This is a genomic window from Novisyntrophococcus fermenticellae (assembly GCF_018866245.1).
Classification (GTDB): domain Bacteria; phylum Bacillota; class Clostridia; order Lachnospirales; family Lachnospiraceae; genus Novisyntrophococcus; species Novisyntrophococcus fermenticellae.
In genome coordinates this window covers 1,854,612-1,877,703 of the sequence record NZ_CP076458.1, presented here as the reverse complement: position 1 = coordinate 1,877,703, position 23,092 = coordinate 1,854,612, and the positions used below count along the sequence as shown (strand labels likewise).

The following is a 23,092-nucleotide window of genomic DNA, read 5'->3' as shown; positions in this document are numbered from 1 at the left end:
AATGGATTTTTACAAACGGGTGGAGGCTGTCTGCAGAGAGGTCCCATATGGCAGGGTCGCTACCTACGGTCAGATAGCTCTGCTCTGCGGAAAACCGGGAAATGCCCGGCAAGTGGGCTATGCCCTGGGGCATAAAGTGTCGGATGTTCCGGCTTACCGGGTTGTGAATGCAAAAGGCGCTTTAAGCGGTGCAGCTGCCTTTGAGATACCGGGGATTCAGCGCCATCTTCTGGAGATAGAAGGCATTCGCCTGGACGCAGACGAACATGTGGATCTTGATAAATTTGGCTGGAAAAACACTTTGGAGGATGCACTCAAATTACTCGAGTTTTTTGAAAAAAATGACCTATGAAAGCATTTTGTAACTGGTTGTATGAAGAAAAGTAGGAGGAGATGCTATGAAAATCTATAGGATAGCAGCAGTAATGCTTACACTTCTGCTGGCTGTTCTGCCGGGATGTGGAAATTCCGGCAGCAATAAGATGGATTCTTATGCTCGAACGGAGGTTGCTACAGCTCCCGGTGAAGCGAAAAACGCAGATACGGCAGGTCAGGCGGCAGAAAGTACAGCAGATGCCGGTTCAGGAAGCGACAGTGTAGGTCAGGTGACTGATCCGAATCGTAAACTAATTAAAACACAGGATTATTCTGTAGAGACGAAAGAGTTTGACAAGTTTCTAGATGAACTGAATGAATTGGTTAATACGAGTAAGGGTTATGTAGAGCAATCAGATGTACAGGGCAGTACTGACAGTGACAGTGGAAACAGATATGCGAATTATACGCTTAGAATTCCGGTGGATAATCTGGCAGACTTTAAGGCGTCTATTGGTAAACGGGTAACAATAACCCATTTTTCCGAACAGGTTCAGGATGTGACCTTGAATTACGTGGATACTGAAAGCCACATTACGGCGCTGAAGGCTGAGCAGGAAACTCTGATTGCTATGTTGGAAAAGGCCGAAAACCTGGAGTCTATTATAGCGATTCAAAACCGACTGACGGAGGTCCGGTATCAGTTGGAAAGTTATGAATCACAGATCCGCACTTATGATAACGAAATACAATACAGTACGATAACCTTGAATATCAGCGAGGTGGAGAGGGAAATACAGGTTTCGGAATCCTTTGGCGGTCAGTTGAAGGAACGTTTGTCCAGAAACATGTACAGTATACAAAAAGGTATATATTCTTTTACTCTGTGGTTTCTGGGAGCCATTCCCTACTGGGTAGTTGCCGGAATTCTTATCTTAATTATCTGTTTAGTCATTAAAGCAATAAAAAAACATAATGAAAAGATGGATCTCATCGAGGAGGAAAAAACCGGATTGGGGAAGAAGCCGCATGCAGATGCAGACAAAAAAGAAGCGGATGAGAATAAAGAATAAATAAGTGCACATTCTATATAGAGATAAATAAAGCAGAAAGGAACGTTTGTGTACTTGGTGTAAACTATGATTCAAAATGAAGAATTACCAATTGGATTTACCATGGAGCTGGCACAGCATTCGGATATACTTAATTCATTTTCTAAGCTGGATGAGACAAAGAAGAAAGAGCTGATTGATGGAGCCAGAGAAGTGAAGACAAGGGATGAGATGCGCTCCTATATAGAGAACATGAGAATGTTTTGATTGTGTAAGAGCTAGAAATTGAACAACAGATATGCCTGTATGTTTCCGGATGATAGTCACAGGGACATTCAGGCATATTGTTATTTACATTTAGGACTGTTCATGCTAAAATAAAAATACGTTGTTTGTTTGAAAACATAACGGAATGGGAGGCAGGTTTTATGAAGTTGATTCGTACCCAGGATGCCGCAGGGCAAGTGCTTTGCCATGACATCACCCAGATTATCAGGGGCGAAAAGAAGGGACCGGTATTTCGAAAGGGCCATGTGGTTCGGGAAGAAGACATTCCGGTTCTTTTAAGTGTGGGAAAAGATCAGTTATATATCTGGGAAAAAGAAGAAGGGATGCTCCATGAGAATGAAGCTGCCGAGATCCTGTGCAGGATGTGCAGGAATGAACATATGGAACGAAGTGAAGTAAAAGAGGGCAAGATAGAGTTGACTGCTGCATGTGACGGTTTGTTGAAGATTAACCGCCCCGCATTAAAAGCAGTCAATGCTTTCGGAGAGATGATGATTGCTACAGTGCATGGAGATTTTCCGGTGAAGAAGGGGGACAAGCTGGCAGGAACCAGAATCATACCGCTGGTCATCGAGGAAGAAAAGATGAAGCAGGCGGAAAAGCTGGCAGATCAGCCGATTCTGAAACTGATGCCTTTCCTGCAAAAAAAGGTGGGGATTGTTACTACAGGGAATGAAGTGTATTACGGAAGAATACAGGATACCTTTACACCTGTGATTGAAGACAAGCTGAAGGAATATGGCGGTGAGGTCTGTTCTCATGTGGTCTGGAACGACGACCACACCAAGATCACAGCCAGTATTCTGGAGATGATTGAGGATGGCGCAGACATGGTAATCTGCACCGGGGGTATGAGTGTAGACCCGGACGATAAAACTCCGCTTGCTATCAAAAATACAGGAGCCAGGATCGTATCTTATGGTGCACCGGTATTGCCTGGTGCCATGTTTTTACTGGCCTATTATGAAAAGGATGGAAAGAAAGTACCTGTGATGGGTCTTCCTGGATGTGTGATGTATGCGAAGCGCACTATCTTTGATCTGGTGCTTCCCAGGGTGATGGCAGATGACGAGGTAACTGCCGAAAGTCTGGCAGCTCTGGGAGAGGGCGGCTTGTGCCTTTCCTGTCCGGTCTGCACCTTTCCTAACTGCGGCTTTGGGAAAGGGGCTTAACGATGGCAGAATTCAGTCATTTTGATGAGGGCGGAAACGCCTGGATGGTGGATGTATCGGAAAAAGCCGGGACAAGAAGAGAAGCGACAGCCAGCGGATGGATTTCGATGAGTAAAGAGTGTTACCAAAAGGTGTCTCTGGGGACTATGGGAAAAGGTGATGTTCTGGGTGTGGCCCGGGTTGCGGGAATTATGGGTGCAAAGAGGACCTCGGAGTTGATTCCACTTTGCCATATCCTGAATCTTACAAAACTGTCCTTAGATTTTGTGATGGATGACGATGCGCATAAAATCCAGGCTGTATGTACGGCCGGATGTAATGGTATAACAGGTGTGGAGATGGAGGCACTTACCGGCGTTTCTGTCTGCCTGCTGACCATCTATGATATGTGTAAGGCTGTGGATAAAACCATGGAAATCGGAGAAATTCATCTGGAAGAGAAAACAGGAGGAAAAAGCGGTACTTTTATACGGGAGGAGCATCTGCCGGAGAAAGGGCAAGGAAATTAGCATGAAGGGAATCGTGAAGGCTGTCTGTATCAGCAGGCAAAAAGGGACAGAAAAAGTCCCTGTATCTGAGGGACATTTTATAGAAAACTATGGAATAGAGGAAGATGCGCATGCGGGAAACTGGCATCGGCAGGTAAGTCTCCTCTCATACGACAAGGTAGAAGCATTTAACGAGCGTGGAGCGGATGTAAAAGACGGAGATTTTGGAGAAAATCTGGTGGTGGAAGGGATTGATTTCCGTTCCCTGCCGGTCGGAACGATCCTTAGCTGCAGCGATGTTATTCTGGAGATGACACAAATTGGAAAGGAATGCCACAGTCATTGCGCCATTCATAAAAGAGTAGGTGACTGCATCATGCCGCGGGAAGGTGTTTTTGCAAAGGTTATAAAAGCCGGAACCATTCGTCCCGGTGATGAAATGCAGGTGGAACCCCCCAAATCAGATCGTCCGTTTCAGGCAGCAGTAATTGTACTCAGTGACAAGGGTTCGCGCGGAGAGCGGGTGGATGAAAGCGGTCCGGCAGTAAAGGAAGCTCTGGAAGGTCAGGGATATGAGGTAGTTGAAGTCCTTGTAATACCGGATGAGCCGGAATTACTGAAAAAGGAACTGATTCGTCTGTCTGACAGCCGACAGCTGGATGTAGTTTTCACGAGTGGGGGAACAGGATTTTCCATGCGCGATCAGACACCGGAGGCTACAATGGCTGTTGCAGACCGGAATGCTCCCGGAATTGCCGAGGCGATCCGCCAGGGTTCCATGAAGATTACAAGTAGGGCAATGCTCAGCAGAGGGGTTTCTGTTATTAGGAAAAAGACTTTGATTATCAATCTTCCGGGCAGCCCCCGGGCAGTAAGAGAGAGCCTGGATTTTATCCTTGCGGATCTGCCCCACGGAATTAAGTTATTAAGAGGAACTGATGGAGAATGTGCAAGAAAATAAGAGGGGAAAGTTAGTGTGAAAAGAAAAATCGCATTATTATTGGCAGGTATCATGGCATGTGGGATGCTGGCGGCTTGTGGAGACGAAGGAAAGTCTTCTTCAACATCAAAATCGACAAGTGCAGAATCTATATCTGCACAATCTGAACCGGAGGAAGAGGTGACACCGGAGGCAGAGCAGACAAAGCTTTTGGTTGCGGCGGCTGCCAGCCTGAAAAATGCATATGATGAAAAACTGATTCCGATGTTCCAGGATGCAAATCCCGGTGTATTGGTGGAAGGTACCTACGATGCATCCGGGAAACTTCAGACGCAGATTGAAGAAGGTCTTGAAGCGGATGTCTTTATGTCGGCAGCACCGAAGCAGATGAACGAGTTAAACGATAAGGGACTGATCTTGTCAGATACGATGACAGATTTGCTGGAAAATAAAATTGTATTGATTGTTCCGGCAGGAAGCGACAGTACGCTTACAGCATTTGAAGATATTGCGAATGCAAATAGTATTGCAATCGGAGATCCGGCTTCCGTACCGGTTGGGCAGTATGCGCAGGAAGCACTTACAAATCTCGGAATATGGGATTCTATCCAGGATAAAGTAAGCCTTGGAACCAATGTAACAGAGGTTTTGAATCAGGTGGCAGCGGGTAGTGCCGATGCAGGAATTGTATATGCTACAGATGCAGCCTCAATGCCTGAACAGGTGAAAGTTGTAGCGGAAGCACCTGCGGACAGTGTCAGCAAGGCAATCTATCCGGCAGCAGTTGTAAAGAATACCCAACATATGGAGGAAGCTAAAGCATTTGTTGAGTTTCTCAAAACACCGGAGGCAATTAAGGTGTTCGAGGAATACGGATTTACCAATGCACTTTCATAGTTGATTTCTGAATGCGGTTCAGAAAAAAGGACAGGCATCGGTCAGACGGACAGGTCTGCCGGGGGCTTGTCCTTTTTTGATATACCAAAGTATGCAAGGAAAGCTGCCAGTGGCAGGTTTTCTGTATGAATGTTAAGATAAAGGAGAAAAAGCTATGGATTGGTCACCAATCTGGATTTCAATAAAAACAGCATCGATGTCTATTATATTTACTTTTTTTGCAGGCATACTGGCAGCGTGGGGGGTAATCAGCTGTAAAAAGGAGGGAACCAAGATGTTCTGGGATGGTCTGCTGACCTTACCGCTTGTTCTTCCCCCCACAGTGGTGGGATTTTTCCTTCTGTTTCTTTTTGGAGTCAAACGCCCTCTGGGAAAACTATTCCTTAACATATTTGGCGTAAAGATTGCATTTTCCTGGATTGCTACCGTACTCGCTGCAACGGTGATTTCATTTCCTCTGATGTACCGATCGGCTAGAGGAGCCTTCGAACAGGTAGACGAAAACCTGGTAGATGCTGCCAGAACGTTGGGGATGAGTGAATGGAACATCTTTCGGAGAGTCATTTTTACGAATGCAACTCCGGGTGTAGTCTCGGGTGGGGTGTTGGCTTTCGCAAGGGGGGTGGGGGAATTTGGAGCAACTGCCATGATTGCGGGGAATATCGCCGGAAAGACCAGGACTCTGCCTATGGCTGTATATTCAGAGGTTGCAGCTGGAAATATGGAGTCTGCCTATGGTTATGTGGGCATTATTGTGATCATTGCGTTTGTGTCCGTACTGGCTATGAACTGGATGGGACTGCACGAAAAGAAGAGAAAGAACCGTTGAAACGAAAGGACCAAGAGAATTATGGCAATGTTGGATGTGGCAATCAGAAAAAAACTCCGGCAGTTTTCGCTGGAGCTTTCCTTTCAGGGCGAGCGTGGATGCTTAGGGATTCTCGGACCTTCCGGATGCGGGAAAAGTATGACCTTGAAATCAATTGCCGGAATTGTGACTCCGGACAGCGGATTTGTGAAGGTAAGGAATCAGATGCTTTATAACTCTGAGCAGAAGGTAAATCTGAAACCCCAAAAGCGAAAAGTGGGATATCTGTTTCAGAATTATGCCTTATTTCCGAATATGACGGTGGAACAGAATATCGGCTGCGGACTTGAAAAGAATCATCCGCACAGAACAGAAATTATTTATAAAATGATAGAACGTTTTGAGCTTCAGGGCTTAGAAAAGAGCTTTCCCGGACGTTTATCGGGAGGGCAGCAGCAGAGGGTTGCTTTGGCCCGTATTCTGGCTTATGAGCCGGATGTACTTTTGCTGGATGAACCTTTCTCGGCCATGGATGCTTATTTAAAAGAAGGACTCAGGCTTGCGCTGGCAAAGGTAATTGAAGGATATCAGGGAGTGACAGTCCTTGTAACGCACGACAGGGATGAGGCGTATCAGCTTTGCAGCCATATCATGCTGCTCCAGGAGGGAAAAGTCCTGGAACAGGGTCAGACACAGAAGCTGTTTGATAAGCCGCAAACTGCGCAGGCCGCCCGGATGACAGGATGTAAGAATCTGTCCAGGTTTGAAAAAATCTCAGATTATCGATTATTGGCCACAGACTGGGGAATTACGCTTACAACCCGTGAAAAGATTACAGATGATATGCGTTATGTAGGAATCCGCGCACATGATTTTATGCCGCTTATGAAAACAGAGGCAGAAGCTTTTGCTGTCCGTCCGGATGCGAACCTCATTTCTCCGGGAGATGCGGCTATTTCTGAGATGCCATTTGAGTGGTATGTTACTTTGGAGAACGGGCTATGGTGGAAGACCGAAAAAAGTCTGCATAGCGATGATTCATCAAATGTTGTGCCGGATTATCTGCGGGTTCTCCCGGAAGCAATCATGCTTCTGAGAGGGGACCTCTGAAACGAAGGGCGATAGGAGGAGCAAAGATGTTTACAGAGCTGTTGCAAGAGATAGATATGAATAAAAAGACGATGATTGTTACGGTCGTTGAAGGAAAGAATCAAGGGTATCGCTGCGTTCGCACTGAAAAGACATGGATTTATGAAAATCATGCGATTGAGAAAGAGGTGTGTCGGAAAATCCATGAAGCTGTGGAATCTGTGGAAAAGACCTGCAGCAGGGAATACGAAGGAGGCAGACTGTTCTGCGAGGTATTAGGGGAAACTCCGCAGCTCGTTGTCTGCGGAGGGGGCCATGTTGGAGTAGCCATCGTTAAACTGGCAAAGTTTCTGGATTTTTCTGTCACAGTGATTGAAGATCGCCCACTTTATGCAAATCAGGCGAGAGAAGCCAGGGCAGATCAAGTCATATGTGACACCTTTGATCAGGGGTTAAGACAGATACAGGGCGGTCCAGACACTTATTTTGTAATTGTGACCAGGGGGCATCGTTATGATAAGGATTGTCTGGAAGCGATATTAAAAAAACCCTATGCCTATATGGGAATGATGGGAAGCCGTTCCAGAGTCCGTCTTTTAAAAGGAGTGATGAATGAGGAGGGGATCCCGGAAGAAAAGCTGGATGATCTCCATGCTCCGATTGGACTTTCAATTAAGAGTGAAACTCCTGCGGAAATTGCTGTTTCTATTCTGGGTGAAATTATACAGATTAAGAACTCGAATCGGGGCGGCGGTGGCTTCTCAGACGAGATTATAGAAGGAATGAAGCGTCCGCAAAATAAGATTCTGGCAACAATTGTCATGAGGAAGGGTTCTGCGCCGCGTCAGATTGGAACCAAGATGCTGATTATGGAGGACGGAAGCACGGTAGGAACTATAGGCGGAGGCTGTGCCGAAGCGGATATGATGCAGTCTGCCCTGCGTATGCTGCGGTCCGGTGATATAAAAACGCAGATGACGCATGTAAATATGACGAACCAGGATGCAGAAGATGAGGGTATGGTATGCGGAGGAATCCAGGACATCTTCCTTGAAGTTTTTGAAAACAGGTGAAGCGGTATTGACAGTCCGCCTTTTTCTGAACTATAATAAAGTAGATAAAAGGGGAAAAAAGTCCCCCTAAAACGATTATGGAGGATTTTTAACTATGAGCTTTTTAATTGATGGGCTAATGGCGCTCACATGGCAGCAACTTGTCATGTATGTTGTAGGTGCCGTACTGATTTGGCTGGCTATTAAGAAAGAGTACGAGCCATCCTTGCTTCTTCCTATGGGCTTTGGAGCAATTCTTGTGAACCTGCCATTATCCGGTGTGCTGAATCAGACACTTCAGGGAGGAATTTCTGCCAATGGAATCATCGAGTGGCTGTTTCATGTGGGAATTGAAGCATCCGAAGCACTGCCGATTCTGCTGTTTATCGGTATCGGAGCCATGATTGACTTTGGTCCGCTGCTGTCTAATCCGCTGATGTTTCTGTTTGGAGCGGGTGCACAGTTCGGTATCTTTGCCGCAATTCTCCTGGCCACGTTGCTGGGATTTGATTTAAACGATGCAGCTTCTATTGGCATTATCGGAGCTGCCGACGGTCCCACATCGATTTTGGTTTCACAGATACTTAACTCCAGGTATATTGGAGCCATAGCGGTGGCAGCCTATTCTTATATGGCACTGGTTCCCATTGTACAACCTTTTGCCATCAAGCTGGTAACCACCACGAAAGAGCGCAGAATCCATATGGATTATAATCCCGGTTCTGTTTCAAAACAGATGAGAATTGCATTTCCAATCGTGGTAACGATTATCGTGGGGCTTGTATCCCCGCAATCGGTTGCACTGGTGGGATTCCTGATGTTTGGAAACCTGATACGGGAGTGCGGCGTCCTGGGAACCATGTCGGATACAGCCCAGAACACGCTGGCGAATCTGATTACGCTGCTGCTTGGAATTACCATCTCATTCAGTATGAGAGCAGATCAGTTTGTAACGGTAGAGACAATCATGATTATGGCTATCGGACTTTTTGCCTTTGTGATGGATACCATCGGCGGAGTTCTGCTGGCGAAGTTTATGAATCTGTTCCTGAAAAAGAAGATTAATCCTATGGTAGGAGGCGCAGGTATTTCGGCATTTCCCATGTCTTCGCGTGTGATTCAGAAGATGGCGATGGAAGAGGATCCGAGCAATATTATCCTGATGCATGCAGCCGGAGCAAACGTATCGGGGCAGATTGCATCCGTAATTGCCGGCGGTATGGTAATTAATCTTGTGACCCAGTTCTTGAAATAGGAGGAAGATATGAATAATGTGCTGGTAGCCCTTGAAATTATGTGGAAGGGAATGGCAGGTATTTTTGTTACAATTCTTATAATTATGATATCTGTATGGATTATGGGTAAGATAGGAAGTAAAGAATAAAACCGCAGGCACTGCGGTTTTTTCTCTAAGAAAGAACTTGGCAACGCCGATGAAAAGGAGAGACAAATTTGAGAAGCGTAGAGACACCAATTAAAAAGATACGCAGGGAAGTATTTACCGAAATCTGCAAGGTGGCTTTTGAATCCACAAAGGAAAGCTTCCAGGATGAGATTGAAGCGATCCCCTATCATATTGTACAGGAACGCGCCACATATCGTGACAGCATCTATCGTGAGCGTGCGGTTGCAAGCGAGCGGGTGCGTCTGGCTATGGGTATGTCCTTACGTCCGGAGAACAGGGCAGTGCATATCACGGCCGGGATGGAGAACAGTAATATTAATGAAAAGTACTATGAGCCGCCGCTTATGCAGGTGATTCCCTCAGCCTGTGATGCCTGTGAACCAAATAAATATCAGGTAAGTAATATGTGCAGAGGCTGTGTGGCACATCCCTGTAAGCAGGTCTGTCCCAAAGAGGCAGTTTCTATTATTCGCGGCAAATCTGTAATTGACCAGGATAAGTGCATCAAATGCGGAAAATGCAAGGCCATCTGTCCATATGATGCAATATCCAGGATGGAACGTCCATGTGCCAGAGCTTGCGGCGTCAATGCCATAGAAAGTGATGCACAGGGAAGGGCTGAAATCAATCCGAAAAAATGTGTTTCCTGTGGAATGTGTATGGTAAACTGTCCTTTTGGTGCTATTTCGGATAAATCGCAGATCTTTCAGCTTGCCCGTGCCATAAGGGACGGAGAGGAGATTATCGCTGAGGTTGCGCCGGCATTTATCGGACAATTCGGAAAAGATGTGACACCGGCCAAGTTTCAGACTGCATTAATAAAACTGGGCTTTAAGGAGGTCTATGAAGTAGCTTTAGGAGCAGATATCGGAGCGGTTTCAGAAGCCCATCATTATGCTGCCAAGGTCAGTACAGGCGAATTGCCTTTTTTGCTTACCTCCTGCTGTCCGTCCTGGTCGATGCTTGCCAAGAAACAGTTTCCGGATTTGATAGAGAGTGTTTCCGAAGAACTCACACCGATGGTGGCATCAGCCAGAAGCATCAAAAAGCAGCATCCCAACGCTCATGTGGTATTCATCGGTCCCTGTGCGGCAAAAAAACTGGAGGCATCCCGGACGCATGTCCGCAGCGATGTGGACTTTGTAATCACATTTGAAGAACTTCAGGGAATGTTTGAAGCCAGAGGTATTGAACCGGCGGATATGGAACCGGGTAAAGGACTTCACAATGCCACTGCAGCGGGAAGAGGCTATGCCGTGGCAGGCGGAGTAGCTTCTGCTATTGAGAGGTGTCTGAAGGAGTACTATCCGGATATTCCGGTATGTATTGAACATGCGGAAGGACTGGCGGATTGCAGGAAGGTGCTGACGATGGCGAAAGCCGGGAAGATGAAAGGATGCCTGATTGAAGGGATGGGCTGTCCCGGGGGATGCATGGGAGGAGCCGGAACCAATGTTCCATTTAGAACGGCGGAAACTGAACTGAAAAAATACAAGGCGGGCTCATCCAGACAGGTGCCCCCGGAAGATCTGATAGAGATAGAGCTGCCTTGAAATTATGGAACGCATGGGTTATAATAGTTCAAGCTTACAAACGACCGGATGCAGGAAAGCCGGTAGATGAAAGAAACAGGAGATAACAGGAAGATGGTTAAAACAAGATTTGCGCCCAGTCCCACAGGACGTATGCATGTGGGAAATTTGAGAACTGCATTGTATGCTTATCTGATTGCCAAACATGAGGGCGGCAATTTTATGCTTCGTATTGAGGACACAGATCAGGAGCGCTTTATGGAAGGTGCACTGGAGATTATATACCATACATTGGACGAAACGGGATTAAAACACGATGAAGGACCGGATAAGGACGGTGGTGTGGGACCTTACGTCCAGAGTGAAAGAAATACGCAGGGCATTTATCTGAAGTATGCGAAGCAATTGATTGCGCAGGGGGATGCCTATTACTGTTTCTGCGATAAGGAGCGTCTGGAATCCTTATCTGCCAATGTGGGTGGTAAGGAGATTCATATGTATGATAAACACTGCCTGCATCTGCCAAAAGAAGAGATTGAAAAGAATCTGGCAGCTGGGAAGCCTTATGTTATCCGCATCAATATGCCTACAGAAGGCACAACGACTTTTCACGATGAAATCTATGGGAATATAACTGTGGAGAATGCAGAGCTGGATGATATGATATTGATTAAATCGGACGGTTTCCCCACCTATAACTTCGCAAATGTCGTGGATGATCATCTGATGGGAATTACCCATGTGGTGCGCGGAAATGAGTATCTGTCTTCGGCACCGAAGTATAATCGGCTGTATGAGGCATTTGGCTGGGAAGTTCCGGTTTATGTCCACTGTCCTCTGATTACGAATGAAGAACATCAGAAATTATCGAAGCGAAGCGGACATTCTTCCTATGAAGATTTGATCGATCAGGGATTTCTGACGGAGGCCATCGTCAATTTTGTGGCACTTCTTGGATGGAGCCCTGTGGATGACCGGGAGATTTTCACGCTGGCAGAACTGGTAGAGGCATTTGACTATCACAGAATCAGCAAATCACCAGCTGTATTTGATATGACAAAGCTGAAATGGATGAATGGGGAATACATCAAACAGATGGATGATGAGGCATTTTTTGAAAAAGCTTTTCCATATCTGAAACGTGTATTGCATAAAGAATATGATTTCCGTAAAATCGCATCCATGGTGAAGACACGAATTGAGACATTCCCGGATATTCCGGAATTGATTGATTTTTTTGAACAGGTTCCGGAATATGATGTATCTATGTATACACATAAAAAGATGAAGACAAACCAGGAAACTTCTCTGGAAGTTTTAAAGGAAATCCTTCCGATTCTGGAAGAACAGGAGGATTATAGTAACGATGCGCTGTTTGGATTACTGTCTGCATATGTAAAAGAAAAAGGCTGTAAGAACGGATACGTGATGTGGCCGATTCGTACTGCAGTGTCAGGAAAACAGATGACTCCAGCCGGTGCAACAGAGATTCTGGAGATTATCGGTAAGGATGAAACAATTGCCAGAATCAAAGCGGCAATAGAAAAACTTGGGCATTGACCGGTGTATGTTCCTATGAATTTGAACGAGTCTCAAAGCAGGGCAGCCGCCCATATAAAAGGACCTATGATGGTTCTGGCAGGTCCGGGATCCGGTAAAACAACCGTAATCACCCAAAGGACCTCTAATCTGATCAATCAGGGGATTCCAGATTCTTCTATCCTTGTCGTCACTTTCACAAAGGCGGCGGCGAGGGAGATGAAGGAACGCTTCCTGCGTCTTATGAATCTACATACCTCACAAGTCACATTCGGCACCTTTCATGGAGTGTTTTATGGAATCCTGCGTCACACGTATCAGCTATCCGGTCAGAACATATTAAGTGAAGATCTGAAACTGAAACTTCTTCGGGAACTGGTGGATACCTATTGCCGCAACATAGAAGATGAGAATGATCTTCTGGAGAAGCTGGCCAGAGAAATCAGTATGGTAAAGGATGGAAGAATCGATTTGTCCCATTACTATTCTGCCTGTATGGCTGAGGATGTTTTTCGAAAGATATTTGAGGAATATCAGGCATGGATGAACCATAACAGAAAGCTGGACTTTGATGATATCATGGTCTGGACTTATAAACTTTTCTTAAAGCGCCCGGATATCTTGAAGCAATGGCAGGAGAAATTCCGATACATATTAATTGACGAGTTTCAGGACATCAATCTCATACAATATGACATCATACGAATGCTGGCAAAGCCTTGGAATAACCTGTTTATCGTTGGTGATGACGATCAGTCTATCTACCGGTTCCGCGGGGCAAAGCCGGAAATCATGTTGAATTTCCCAAAGGATTATCCGGATGCGGGGCAGGTGATTCTGGATATGAATTACCGAAGTACCGGAGAAATTGTAAAGAAGTCCCAAAGACTGATTGGAGAAAATGAAAAGCGTTTTGGAAAGGAACTTAAGACAAACCGGGAGAATGGAATAAAAATCGATATTCACATCTTTGAAGATGACCGGCAGGAAGTAGAGTATATGATTGGGGATATCAGGAAATACTTGCAGGAGGGGCATAAATACAGGGATATTGCTATTCTGTTTCGAACCAATACCGGCAGCAGAAAGAGTGTGGAGCAGCTGATGGCGTATAACATCCCTTTTCAGATAAGGGATGGCTTGCCGAATCTCTATGAGCATTGGGTGGCAAAGGACGTACTTACCTATATGCATCTGGCGGGAGGCAGCAGACTTCGGAGTGAATTCCTTCGTATCGCCAATAAACCGAACCGCTATCTTGCCAGAACCTCGTTTATGGATCCGGAGATTGCTTTTGAATCCTTATACCAGGTGTATGAAGAACGTCAGTGGATGTGGGAGCGGATTGAAAAGCTGGAGCATGATTTGAAAGTAATGGCTCCTATGACACCATTTGGAGCCATTAATTATATACGATATGGAATCGGATACGAGGGCTATCTGAAGGAATATGCACAGTATCGCAGGATAAGACCCGAGGAGCTGCTGGAAATCATGGATGAGATTGCGGATACGGCCAGGGGATTCGATAAGATGGAGGACTGGTTTGCTCATATAGAACGTTATAAAGAAGAGCTGAAACGCCAGAATCAGACCCGGCAGCAGAAGTCGGATGGAATTACAATTTCCACACTGCACAGCAGCAAGGGACTGGAATTTGATAATGTATATATACTGGATGTGAATGATGGAATCATACCCTACAAAAAGGCAGTTCTGGACGCAGATATGGAAGAAGAGCGACGTATGTTCTATGTGGGGATGACAAGAGCTAAGAACAGACTTCATCTTTATGCGGTTCAGGAACGCTATGAAAAGAAAACAGAAATATCCAGGTTTCTGAATGAAATTTCGGAATTGGAAATTTAGCTAAATAAAATGGGAAAAATACACATATTTTCTGATAAAACCATATTGGTAAACAATTAACAATATGGTAAAATAAGCTTGAACCCGAAGACTGAACCTATCTGGAATGGAGGTACAGCGTGTTGAAAATATTATTTTACGATACCAAACAATATGACAGTGTTTCCTTCAATGAAGCATTGAGCCATTACAACGGAATTGAGATAAAGTATCTGGAGGCAGACTTAAATCCCGCAACAGCCCCGCTGGCTGCCGGATATGACGGGGTATGTGCATTTGTAAATTCGGATGTAGGAAAAGAAACAGTTGAAAAACTCGGTGAAGTTGGAGTAAAACTGATTTTACTGAGATGTGCCGGTTTTAACAACGTTGATCTGGAAGCGGCGGCGGAACATAAAATCAGGGTATTACGTGTTCCGGGATATTCTCCGGAAGCGGTTGCCGAACATGCTATGGCTCTTGCACTTGGTGTGAACCGGCGTCTTCACAAGGCATATGTTAAGGTGAGAGAGAATGATTTCAGCTTAAGCGGGCTTATGGGATTTAATTTTCACCAGAAAACAGCAGGGATTGTAGGAACCGGAAAAATCGGTGCTGCCATGGCAAGAATTTGCCACGGATTCGGCATGAAGGTCATCGCTTATGATGTGTATGAGAATCCGGACTTGAAAGATCTTGTAACGTATGTAAGTCTGGATCAATTACTGGCCGAAAGCGATTTGATTTCTCTGCATTGCCCGTTGATAGACAGCACATATCATATGATAAACAAGGAAGCTATCGCGAAGATGAAGGATGGTGTGATCCTTGTTAACACATCAAGAGGTGCGCTGGTCAAAACTGAGGATTTAATTGAGGGAATCAGAGCCAGAAAATTTTTCGGGGTGGGATTGGATGTATACGAGGAAGAGGCAACGAATGTATTTGAGAACCGCTCGAATGAGATTCTGGAGCATTCTGTAACTGCAAGACTTTTGTCATTTCCGAATGTGATGATTACTTCTCACCAGGGATTTTTCACAGCCGAAGCACTGGCGGCTATCGCAAGAACGACACTGGACAACGCGATTCTTTTCGAAAAAGGTGAAAGATCACCAAATGAAGTGAAAAGATAATACAAAGACTTAGGGCGGAGTATATAGGAATATGTACTCTGCCTTAATCATGTATGGATTGGGATTTCTTTGTTTACCTTACTTTCATTTTGGTGTATGATAAATGTATAATTCCAGGGGAAAGGAGATCCAGATGACATGTAATGAATGCCAGAAGCTGATTCCGGAATATCTGAATAATCAATTGAACAAAAAGGAACTGGAATCATTTATCAGCCATGTACGTTCCTGCCCTGTCTGTTATGAAGAACTGGAGACATATTTTATTATTGCACTGGCTACCCGTGTATTGGATGAAAGTGCAGAGGTGTCTTATGATATAAAAGACATGTTAGAGCAGGATTTAAATGATAAGGAGAAAACTTTGAATAAAAAGAAGCGAAGGTTCATTCTCTTGTTGTCGATGATCCTTCTGTTCTTGATATTGGATCTCATACTGACTTTCCACCTGCTGGGCAACTTTTAAAAAGAATAGAAAGGTTTCAAAACCAAATGAGCGAAAAAATAGTACTGATAGACGGACACAGCATCTTAAACCGTGCGTTTTACGGTGTACCGAATTTGACCAACTCTGAAGGGATTCATACCAATGCAGTATATGGCTTCCTGAACATTCTGTTTAAAATTCTGGACGAGGAGCAGCCGCAGTATCTGACGGTTGCCTTTGATTTACATGCTCCAACCTTCCGTCACCGGCAATATGCCGAATATAAGGGAACGAGAAAAGCCATGCCCGAGGAGCTGCGTGAGCAGGTTCCTCTGATGAAAGAGGTTTTGACCGCCATGGGTGTGACAATCGTGACAAAGGAAGGATATGAGGCGGATGATATCCTGGGCACTCTTGCTGTCAGAAGTGAAAAAGAAGGAAAAGAAGTGACGATTGTATCCGGAGACAGGGACCTGCTTCAGCTTGCAACGGAGCATATCCTAATCAGGATCCCGAAAACCCGTATGGGCCAGACGACAATAGAAGACTACCACACAGCCCAGGTGCTGGAGAAGTATCAACTGGCTCCAAAGCAGATCATTGACCTGAAGGCACTGATGGGGGATGCTTCTGACAATATCCCGGGAATTCCGGGAGTTGGAGAGAAGACGGCTACGAAAATCCTGATAGAGTTTAAAGACATAGAGACTGCATATGAACATGTGGATGAGATTAAGCCCAATAAGGCGCAGCAATCCTTAAGAGAGCATTATGATCTGGCACAATTGTCGAAAGAATTGGCCACAATATGTACAGACTGCCCCATTCAATTCGATGTACAGGATACAAGACTGCAGAACTTTTATACGACGGCTGCTTACGAGATTTTCCGCAGACTCGATTTCAAGAATCTGCTGACGCGGTTCGAAGAAGATAATACAGTTCAGGAAAAGCCGATTGAGACTGTGATTCTCCGTACCAGAGAAGAGGCAGACCATATGATTCAAAAGGCGTGTGAAGAGGGCTTGGCAGGTATTTCTCTGATTCATGACGCACAGCTTTGGGGAATCGGAATTTCGCTTGGAAGAGAGGCCGTCTATTATCTCCGGGTCGATGCCGATTTCACAGAGAACGAAGTAAAAAATGTACTGAGACGATTATTTGAAGGGTGTGCGCAAATCTCAGTTCTGGATCTGAAAGCAATACTTACTTATGTGGACACAGCGAAACCAGGGCAGGTGTTTGATACTCAGATTGCAGCATATCTGATTAACCCTTTGAAATCAAATTACACGTACGACGATATTGCCAAGGAATTTGCGGGTGAACTGCTGGCCACAGCTGAAGATTTGTTTGGAAGCAATAAGCTGCCCAAATTTAAGACACTGACAGAAGAGACGCTGGCTTCCTATGCCGGATACATGGCATACAGTTCCTACTGCAGCAAGGAGCCATTGCTCGGTCAGTTAAAAAAGCTGGGAATGGAGGAACTCTATAACAGGATTGAGATTCCACTCGCTTTTACTCTTTATGATATGGAAAAAGCAGGCATCCGGGTGGATGCTGAAGCCTTGAAGGTCTATGGAGAGCAGCTTCAGGTACGGATTGACGAGCTGCAGAAAATAATTTACGAGCAGGCCCAAGAGGAATTTAACATTAACTCGCCCAAGCAGCTGGGCGTGATTCTCTTTGAAAAGCTGCAGCTTCCCGGGGGAAAGAAGACAAAGACGGGCTATTCTACGGCGGCGGATGTTCTGGAAAGACTGGCGCCGGAAGCCCCGATTGTCAATGATATTCTGGAATATCGGCAGATGACTAAACTGAAGTCTACTTATGCGGACGGCCTGGCTGTTTATATTGGCCCGGACCAGAGAATCCATTCTACATTTAATCAGACGATAGCAGCAACAGGCCGTATCAGCAGTACGGAACCAAATCTGCAGAATATCCCCATTCGTATGGAGCTGGGCAGGATGATCCGTAAGGTCTTCATTCCCAAAGAGGGCTGTGTGTTCATTGATGCCGATTATTCCCAGATTGAGCTCCGGGTATTGGCACATCTTTCCGGAGATGAGCGATTGATACAGGCTTACAGGGAGGCACAGGATATACACCGGATTACAGCTTCGCAGGTGTTCCATGTCCCCTTTGATGAAGTGACATCTCTTCAAAGACGGAATGCAAAGGCGGTAAACTTTGGCATTGTCTATGGAATCAGCTCCTTTGGATTGAGCCAGGACTTGAGTATCAGCAGAAAGGAAGCTTCCGAGTATATTGAGAAGTATTTTGAGACCTACCCCGAGATAAAGAAATTTCTGGATCATACGGTGGAAAAGGCGAAAGAAGAGGGGTTTGTGACCACCATGTTCGGACGCCGCAGACCTGTGCCTGAACTGAAGTCCAGTAATTTCATGCAGCGTTCCTTTGGAGAACGTGTGGCTATGAATGCACCGATTCAGGGAACTGCGGCGGATATTATTAAGATTGCCATGATACGTGTAAATGAACGCCTGAAGGATGAGGGATTGAAGGCTCTGCTGCTTTTACAGGTACATGATGAATTGCTGATTGAAGCGCCCGAAGAGGAAGTGGATGCAGTCTGTGCTATTTTAGAGGAAGAGATGAAGGGAGCAGCTGATCTGGCAGTCTCTCTGGAAGTGGATATGCATACTGGAAAGAACTGGTATGAGGCGCATTAGCCGAAGAGAGAAAACAGGACAGGAGAAGAATATGCGAGTGATTGGTATCACCGGAGGCGTGGGTTCCGGTAAAAGCGAAGTGATGAATTATATCGGACGCAATTATGAGGCTGCAATCATCCGGGCAGACGATGCTGCCCACTATCTGATGCAGCCAGGGCAGTCCTGCTATGCCCCTGTACGAAAACTTCTGGGACCCGGATTTACAGACGAATGTGGAAATTTGGACCGTAAGAAGATGTCTGCTGTTATTTTCAAAGATGAAAACATGCGCAAAAGCATCAATGCAATCGTCCATCCGGCTGTAAAGAAGTATATCAAAGATGCGATAACAAGAGAGCAAAGTGAGGGTACGACGTATCTCTTTATAGAAGCGGCTTTATTAATTGAGGATAAATATGATGAAATCTGTGACGAATTGTGGTATATTTATGCAGATGAGCAAATCCGCAGGGAACGCCTGATTCATGAACGTGGTTATTCCGTCCATAAAATCGACGAGATTATGGCAAGTCAGCTCTCAGAGGAAGAGTTTTCCCGGCACTGCGATTTTGAAATTGATAACAGCGGTGATATGGAGAACACGATCGCACAGATAAATCAGAGGATGGGTACATATGAAATTTTGTAGTATTGCAAGCGGAAGCAGTGGAAACTGTATTTTTGCCGGAAGTGCATCTACCAGCATACTGATAGATGCAGGTATTAGTGGAAAGAGAGTAGAGAACGGATTGAATACACTGGGCTATACCGGGAAAGACTTGAATGGTATACTGATTACACACGAACACTCAGACCATATTAAAGGACTTGGGGTGCTTGCCAGAAGACTTCAGATACCTATCTATGCCACGTCCGGAACGATTGGTGCAATCTTAGGCTGTCAAAGTCTGGGAAAATTTCCGGAAGGTATCTTTAAGGAAATTAAAAGTGATGAAACATTTGAAATCGGGGACATTCAGGTAGATCCATTCGCAATATCACATGATGCATCAGAACCGGTGGGATACAGAATCAGCCATGAGGACTGTTCAATTGGAATTGCCACGGATCTTGGAAAGTACGATGATTACATCGTGGATCATCTGCAGGGGCTGGATGCGCTTCTTCTGGAGGCTAACCATGATGTGAACATGCTCCAGGTAGGAGCTTATCCCTACTATTTGAAGCAGCGGATTTTAAGTGACAGAGGCCATCTGTCCAACTGCCTGGCCGGGCAGCTGCTATGCCGCCTGCTGCATGATGGATTAAAAGAGATTATCCTTGGGCATTTAAGCAAAGAGAATAATTATGAAGCACTGGCTTTTGAAACCGTTTGTTCCGAAGTGACCATGGGAGATAATCCTTATAAATCCAAAGACTTTCATATTGCGGTGGCCAGGAGAGATGAAGTTTCGAATATGATTCTTGTTTAAGAGGAGAAAGTTATGAAGAGAATAGTTATTACTGTGGTGGGAAAAGACACTGTGGGAATCATTGCAAAGGTATGTAATTATCTGGCATCCGTCAATGTAAACATTGAGGATATTTCACAGACAATCGTTCAGGGTTTCTTCAATATGATGATGATTGTTGATACATCTTCCTGTACGCAGACGTTTCAGGATATGTCAGAGGAGTTAAGAAAATTGGGCGAAGAGATCGGTGTTACGATTAATTGCCAGCATGAAGAAATCTTCAATATGATGCATAGAATTTAGTCTGTTAAAGGGGAAAATACGCATGATTAACATGTTTGAAGTCAATGAGACGAATCATATGATTGCAGAAGAAAACCTGGATGTGAGAACCATCACCATGGGAATCAGTCTTTTGGACTGCATCGATTCCGATCTTGAAAAACTGAATCAAAAGATTTATCACAAAATTGTAAAGTATGCCGAAAATCTTGTAAAAGTCGGCGATGAGATTGCAGGCAAATACGGCGTTCCTGTAGTGAATAAACGAATATCCGTAACGCCTGTATCCTTGATAGGCAGTGCGGCATGCAGGACACCCCGGGACTACGTAACAATAGCGGAAACTCTGGATAAAGCAGCACACCAGGTGGGAGTGAATTTCATCGGTGGTTACTCTGCACTGGTATCCAAGGGAATGACCCCGGCAGATGAGTATTTGATCCGCTCCATCCCGGAGGCACTTAGCAGGACGGTCAATGTCTGCAGTTCTGTCAATGTAGGTTCTACAAAGACAGGCATTAACATGGATGCGGTAAGAATGATGGGCGAAATCATTAAAGAAACAGCGGAAGCCACCAAAGATGACAGCTGTATGGGGTGTGCCAAGCTGGTTGTATTTTGCAATGCACCCGATGATAATCCTTTTATGGCCGGTGCTTTTCATGGGGTAACAGAAGCCGATGCGATTATTAATGTGGGGGTATCGGGTCCGGGTGTCGTAAAACATGCTCTGGAAAAGGTCAGAGGTGAGAACTTTGAGGTTCTTTGTGAAACAATAAAAAAGACGGCATTTAAGGTGACACGTGTAGGTCAGCTGGTGGCCCAGGAGGCATCCAGGCGTCTTAGCGTGCCTTTCGGTATCATAGATCTGTCATTGGCGCCCACACCTGCCATCGGAGATTCTGTAGCAGAAATTCTGGAGGAAATCGGACTGGAGACAGTAGGCGCTCCCGGAACGACAGCCGCCCTTGCCCTGTTAAATGATCAGGTCAAGAAAGGTGGTGTTATGGCATCCTCTTATGTAGGTGGACTTAGCGGTGCATTTATCCCTGTCAGCGAGGATCAAGGGATGATCGATGCCGTTAATGCAGGAGCACTGACACTGGAAAAACTGGAGGCCATGACTTGCGTCTGCTCCGTGGGACTCGATATGATCGCTATTCCGGGTGATACATCTGCAGCTACGATTGCAGGAATTACAGCCGATGAGATGGCAATCGGCATGATCAATCAGAAGACGACTGCTGTACGTCTGATACCGGTAATCGGAAAGGATGTGGGAGAGACCGTAGAGTTTGGCGGACTGCTGGGTTATGCGCCAATTATGCCGGTAAACAGGTTTTCCTGTGAGAAGTTTGTCAACAGGAAGGGAAGGATTCCGGCCCCGATTCACAGTTTTAAGAACTGATGTTACCGGATGACTAACGGAATGCTTCTTTCATCTGTGGACGAAGTTTTTCTTTTCATGGCAGAAACCGTATGATACAGGTTGGAGGCGAACAGATCCTCTTTATAGCTTTCCGGGGGAATGTCCGCCAGCTTGCCTGTCAGCTCTCTGGAAGAGGAATTCTTGATGTGTTTCAGCAACCCCGCTGATTCTTTTCGGAATCCAAGCATTCGGATGAACGGGGGTGCGCCTCCGTCCTGCTTTAGCTGCAAAATCGTGTGCAGTAAGGCGCGGTTGATGCGGACTCTGGTGATATCCCTGGTTTTTAATTGCTCTGCAAACTGGCCAAAGGATCTGAAGTCCTGAAGCGAATTACAGACTCTGTGAGCCAGACTTTCGGGAAAATCAAGATAAGCGGCCAGGGTGTCGGGTGTGTTTTGCATCAATGTATATTTCAGCAGCAAGGAGTAATCTTCCTCTGTCATCACTGAACCGGATTTTTGTGCCCTTGCAAGTTCAGACAAGACATCCTGAGGGACCAGTCCCTGTAACTTTTCTGCTCCTTTATTAAGCAATATGTGACGAATTGCGGTGGCAGACGCAAAGCAGGAATCAACCTTCTCCGAATGATAGTTGTTGGAGGTACGGGCTACTGTACAGGGAATAATCGGACTGCTTAAGCTGCGGATGGCTTTTACATATTCAATACCAAGGGTATTGTTGGGGGAGGTGAAAAACTCATCAGACAGGGGGAGCTTTTCATCTTCAAACAGGTTGGTTTCCCGGAAAGCCGCCTGTAGTGCCTTGTGATGAGCGGCAGGATAGGAAGCTCCTTTTTTTTGCTCTTTTTTCAGAACTTCCTGATAGATTACAGGCTCCTGTTCCAGGAGCCTGGCTATTTTTATAAAAGGGCTGATTTCCCCGTGTTCACTTCCAAAACAAAGGTAATTCACCACCCCCAGATCGTGAAGAATTTCTACGGCACCGGAAGCAAAATCCTTTGCACTGGCCGAGGCAAAGCGTACCGGAAGCTCCAAAACCAGGTCAGCGCCATGTGAAAGTGCCATTCTGGCCCGGAGATGCTTTTCAAGGATGGCGGGCGTACCTCGCTGAACATAGTCACCGCTCATGACAACTATTATATAATCTGCTCCGGTTTTTCTGCGGGCTTCCCGCAGCTGATAGGCATGTCCGTTATGGAATGGATTGTATTCCGCAATTACACCGGTAACTATCATAAAATAAATTCCTTTCTGACCTTTCAGATGTATCTGAAAAAGTACATTCTTTCTCAAGTGATAATATAATAGAAGTACTGGAAATACAAGGGTTTTTTGAA

At 45.5% G+C, this 23,092-nt stretch carries 22 protein-coding genes; 21 read left to right on the top strand and 1 reads right to left on the bottom strand.

Features of this window, described 5'->3' with window-relative positions; genetic code table 11:
- The first annotated feature begins 1 nt into the window (after window position 1).
- From KNL20_RS08510 to KNL20_RS08410, 21 genes are all read left to right on the top strand, one after another.
- Window positions 2-352 carry an MGMT family protein gene (locus KNL20_RS08510; protein ID WP_230397357.1) on the top strand — a complete coding sequence of 117 codons (351 nt, stop codon included), beginning with the start codon at window positions 2-4 and terminating at the stop codon, window positions 350-352.
- A gap of 46 nt (window positions 353-398) precedes the next feature.
- Entirely contained in the window at window positions 399-1,388 is a 990-nt protein-coding gene (locus tag KNL20_RS08505) for a DUF4349 domain-containing protein (protein WP_230397356.1), read from the top strand.
- A 66-nt stretch (window positions 1,389-1,454) separates the two neighbouring features.
- Entirely contained in the window at window positions 1,455-1,634 is a 180-nt protein-coding gene (locus KNL20_RS08500; protein ID WP_230397355.1) for a hypothetical protein, read from the top strand.
- Window positions 1,635-1,795: 161 nt separating this feature from the next.
- Window positions 1,796-2,827 (top strand): molybdopterin-binding protein, encoded by a 1,032-nt coding sequence (locus KNL20_RS08495; protein ID WP_230397354.1) that lies wholly within the window; start codon window positions 1,796-1,798, stop codon window positions 2,825-2,827.
- A 2-nt stretch (window positions 2,828-2,829) separates the two neighbouring features.
- Window positions 2,830-3,336, top strand: a complete 507-nt coding sequence (gene moaC / locus KNL20_RS08490; RefSeq protein ID WP_230397353.1) for a cyclic pyranopterin monophosphate synthase MoaC — start codon at window positions 2,830-2,832, stop codon at window positions 3,334-3,336.
- Window position 3,337: 1 nt separating this feature from the next.
- Window positions 3,338-4,276 (top strand): MOSC domain-containing protein, encoded by a 939-nt coding sequence (locus tag KNL20_RS08485; protein WP_230397352.1) that lies wholly within the window; start codon window positions 3,338-3,340, stop codon window positions 4,274-4,276.
- Between the two features lie 15 nt (window positions 4,277-4,291).
- Window positions 4,292-5,152, top strand: a complete 861-nt coding sequence (gene modA, locus KNL20_RS08480; protein WP_230397351.1) for a molybdate ABC transporter substrate-binding protein — start codon at window positions 4,292-4,294, stop codon at window positions 5,150-5,152.
- 154 nt (window positions 5,153-5,306) lie between these two features.
- Window positions 5,307-5,981, top strand: a complete 675-nt coding sequence (gene modB / locus KNL20_RS08475) for a molybdate ABC transporter permease subunit (RefSeq protein ID WP_230397350.1) — start codon at window positions 5,307-5,309, stop codon at window positions 5,979-5,981.
- Window positions 5,982-6,002: 21 nt separating this feature from the next.
- Window positions 6,003-7,070 (top strand): sulfate/molybdate ABC transporter ATP-binding protein, encoded by a 1,068-nt coding sequence (locus KNL20_RS08470; RefSeq protein WP_230397349.1) that lies wholly within the window; start codon window positions 6,003-6,005, stop codon window positions 7,068-7,070.
- 26 nt (window positions 7,071-7,096) lie between these two features.
- A complete protein-coding gene (locus tag KNL20_RS08465) occupies window positions 7,097-8,122 on the top strand; it encodes an XdhC family protein (RefSeq protein ID WP_230397348.1) in 1,026 nt (341 codons plus the stop codon).
- 94 nt (window positions 8,123-8,216) lie between these two features.
- Window positions 8,217-9,356, top strand: coding sequence for a sodium ion-translocating decarboxylase subunit beta (locus tag KNL20_RS08460; RefSeq protein ID WP_230397347.1), 1,140 nt, complete (start codon window positions 8,217-8,219; stop codon window positions 9,354-9,356).
- A gap of 197 nt (window positions 9,357-9,553) precedes the next feature.
- Entirely contained in the window at window positions 9,554-11,059 is a 1,506-nt protein-coding gene (locus tag KNL20_RS08455) for a 4Fe-4S dicluster domain-containing protein (RefSeq protein ID WP_230397346.1), read from the top strand.
- Between the two features lie 66 nt (window positions 11,060-11,125).
- The gene (gltX, locus tag KNL20_RS08450) at window positions 11,126-12,598 is read left to right on the top strand and encodes a glutamate--tRNA ligase (protein ID WP_230397345.1); all 1,473 of its coding nucleotides are present in this window, start codon (window positions 11,126-11,128) and stop codon (window positions 12,596-12,598) included.
- 15 nt (window positions 12,599-12,613) lie between these two features.
- Window positions 12,614-14,446 (top strand): ATP-dependent helicase, encoded by a 1,833-nt coding sequence (locus tag KNL20_RS08445; RefSeq protein WP_230397344.1) that lies wholly within the window; start codon window positions 12,614-12,616, stop codon window positions 14,444-14,446.
- Between the two features lie 122 nt (window positions 14,447-14,568).
- On the top strand, window positions 14,569-15,561 hold the full coding sequence (locus KNL20_RS08440; protein WP_230397343.1) for a 2-hydroxyacid dehydrogenase: 993 nt from the start codon (window positions 14,569-14,571) through the stop codon (window positions 15,559-15,561).
- A gap of 133 nt (window positions 15,562-15,694) precedes the next feature.
- Window positions 15,695-16,027: an anti-sigma factor family protein gene (locus tag KNL20_RS08435; protein ID WP_230397342.1), complete on the top strand. Its 333-nt coding sequence runs from the start codon at window positions 15,695-15,697 to the stop codon at window positions 16,025-16,027.
- Window positions 16,028-16,053: 26 nt separating this feature from the next.
- Window positions 16,054-18,687, top strand: coding sequence for a DNA polymerase I (polA, locus tag KNL20_RS08430; protein ID WP_230397341.1), 2,634 nt, complete (start codon window positions 16,054-16,056; stop codon window positions 18,685-18,687).
- Window positions 18,688-18,718: 31 nt separating this feature from the next.
- Entirely contained in the window at window positions 18,719-19,318 is a 600-nt protein-coding gene (gene coaE, locus KNL20_RS08425) for a dephospho-CoA kinase (RefSeq protein WP_230397340.1), read from the top strand.
- On the top strand, window positions 19,305-20,102 hold the full coding sequence (locus KNL20_RS08420; RefSeq protein ID WP_230397339.1) for an MBL fold metallo-hydrolase: 798 nt from the start codon (window positions 19,305-19,307) through the stop codon (window positions 20,100-20,102). The genes coaE and KNL20_RS08420 overlap by 14 nt, the downstream gene beginning before the upstream one ends.
- A gap of 12 nt (window positions 20,103-20,114) precedes the next feature.
- The gene (locus KNL20_RS08415; protein ID WP_230397338.1) at window positions 20,115-20,387 is read left to right on the top strand and encodes an ACT domain-containing protein; all 273 of its coding nucleotides are present in this window, start codon (window positions 20,115-20,117) and stop codon (window positions 20,385-20,387) included.
- 22 nt (window positions 20,388-20,409) lie between these two features.
- Window positions 20,410-21,774 carry a PFL family protein gene (locus tag KNL20_RS08410; protein WP_230397337.1) on the top strand — a complete coding sequence of 455 codons (1,365 nt, stop codon included), beginning with the start codon at window positions 20,410-20,412 and terminating at the stop codon, window positions 21,772-21,774.
- Between the two features lie 2 nt (window positions 21,775-21,776).
- On the opposite strand, the gene KNL20_RS08405 is transcribed toward KNL20_RS08410, so the two are convergent.
- Complete coding sequence (locus KNL20_RS08405; protein WP_230397336.1) at window positions 21,777-22,991, bottom strand: nucleotidyltransferase; 1,215 nt, start codon at window positions 22,989-22,991, stop codon at window positions 21,777-21,779.
- Between the last annotated feature and the right edge of the window lie 101 nt (window positions 22,992-23,092).

What these genes read in the sequence shown, in the direction of transcription:
- KNL20_RS08485 (WP_230397352.1), top strand. Translation starts at nt 3,338, where the DNA reads ATGAAGGGAATCGTGAAGGCTGTCTGTATCAGCAGGCAAAAAGGGACA.
- KNL20_RS08495 (WP_230397354.1), top strand. Translation starts at nt 1,796, where the DNA reads ATGAAGTTGATTCGTACCCAGGATGCCGCAGGGCAAGTGCTTTGCCAT.
- KNL20_RS08445 (WP_230397344.1), top strand. Translation starts at nt 12,614, where the DNA reads ATGAATTTGAACGAGTCTCAAAGCAGGGCAGCCGCCCATATAAAAGGA.
- KNL20_RS08415 (WP_230397338.1), top strand. Translation starts at nt 20,115, where the DNA reads ATGAAGAGAATAGTTATTACTGTGGTGGGAAAAGACACTGTGGGAATC.
- polA (WP_230397341.1), top strand. Translation starts at nt 16,054, where the DNA reads ATGAGCGAAAAAATAGTACTGATAGACGGACACAGCATCTTAAACCGT.
- KNL20_RS08410 (WP_230397337.1), top strand. Translation starts at nt 20,410, where the DNA reads ATGATTAACATGTTTGAAGTCAATGAGACGAATCATATGATTGCAGAA.
- moaC (WP_230397353.1), top strand. Translation starts at nt 2,830, where the DNA reads ATGGCAGAATTCAGTCATTTTGATGAGGGCGGAAACGCCTGGATGGTG.
- KNL20_RS08470 (WP_230397349.1), top strand. Translation starts at nt 6,003, where the DNA reads ATGGCAATGTTGGATGTGGCAATCAGAAAAAAACTCCGGCAGTTTTCG.
- KNL20_RS08420 (WP_230397339.1), top strand. Translation starts at nt 19,305, where the DNA reads ATGAAATTTTGTAGTATTGCAAGCGGAAGCAGTGGAAACTGTATTTTT.
- modB (WP_230397350.1), top strand. Translation starts at nt 5,307, where the DNA reads ATGGATTGGTCACCAATCTGGATTTCAATAAAAACAGCATCGATGTCT.
- gltX (WP_230397345.1), top strand. Translation starts at nt 11,126, where the DNA reads ATGAAAGAAACAGGAGATAACAGGAAGATGGTTAAAACAAGATTTGCG.
- KNL20_RS08500 (WP_230397355.1), top strand. Translation starts at nt 1,455, where the DNA reads ATGATTCAAAATGAAGAATTACCAATTGGATTTACCATGGAGCTGGCA.
- KNL20_RS08460 (WP_230397347.1), top strand. Translation starts at nt 8,217, where the DNA reads ATGAGCTTTTTAATTGATGGGCTAATGGCGCTCACATGGCAGCAACTT.
- KNL20_RS08405 (WP_230397336.1), bottom strand. Translation starts at nt 22,991, where the DNA reads ATGATAGTTACCGGTGTAATTGCGGAATACAATCCATTCCATAACGGA.
- coaE (WP_230397340.1), top strand. Translation starts at nt 18,719, where the DNA reads ATGCGAGTGATTGGTATCACCGGAGGCGTGGGTTCCGGTAAAAGCGAA.
- KNL20_RS08505 (WP_230397356.1), top strand. Translation starts at nt 399, where the DNA reads ATGAAAATCTATAGGATAGCAGCAGTAATGCTTACACTTCTGCTGGCT.
- KNL20_RS08510 (WP_230397357.1), top strand. Translation starts at nt 2, where the DNA reads ATGGATTTTTACAAACGGGTGGAGGCTGTCTGCAGAGAGGTCCCATAT.
- KNL20_RS08435 (WP_230397342.1), top strand. Translation starts at nt 15,695, where the DNA reads ATGACATGTAATGAATGCCAGAAGCTGATTCCGGAATATCTGAATAAT.
- KNL20_RS08465 (WP_230397348.1), top strand. Translation starts at nt 7,097, where the DNA reads ATGTTTACAGAGCTGTTGCAAGAGATAGATATGAATAAAAAGACGATG.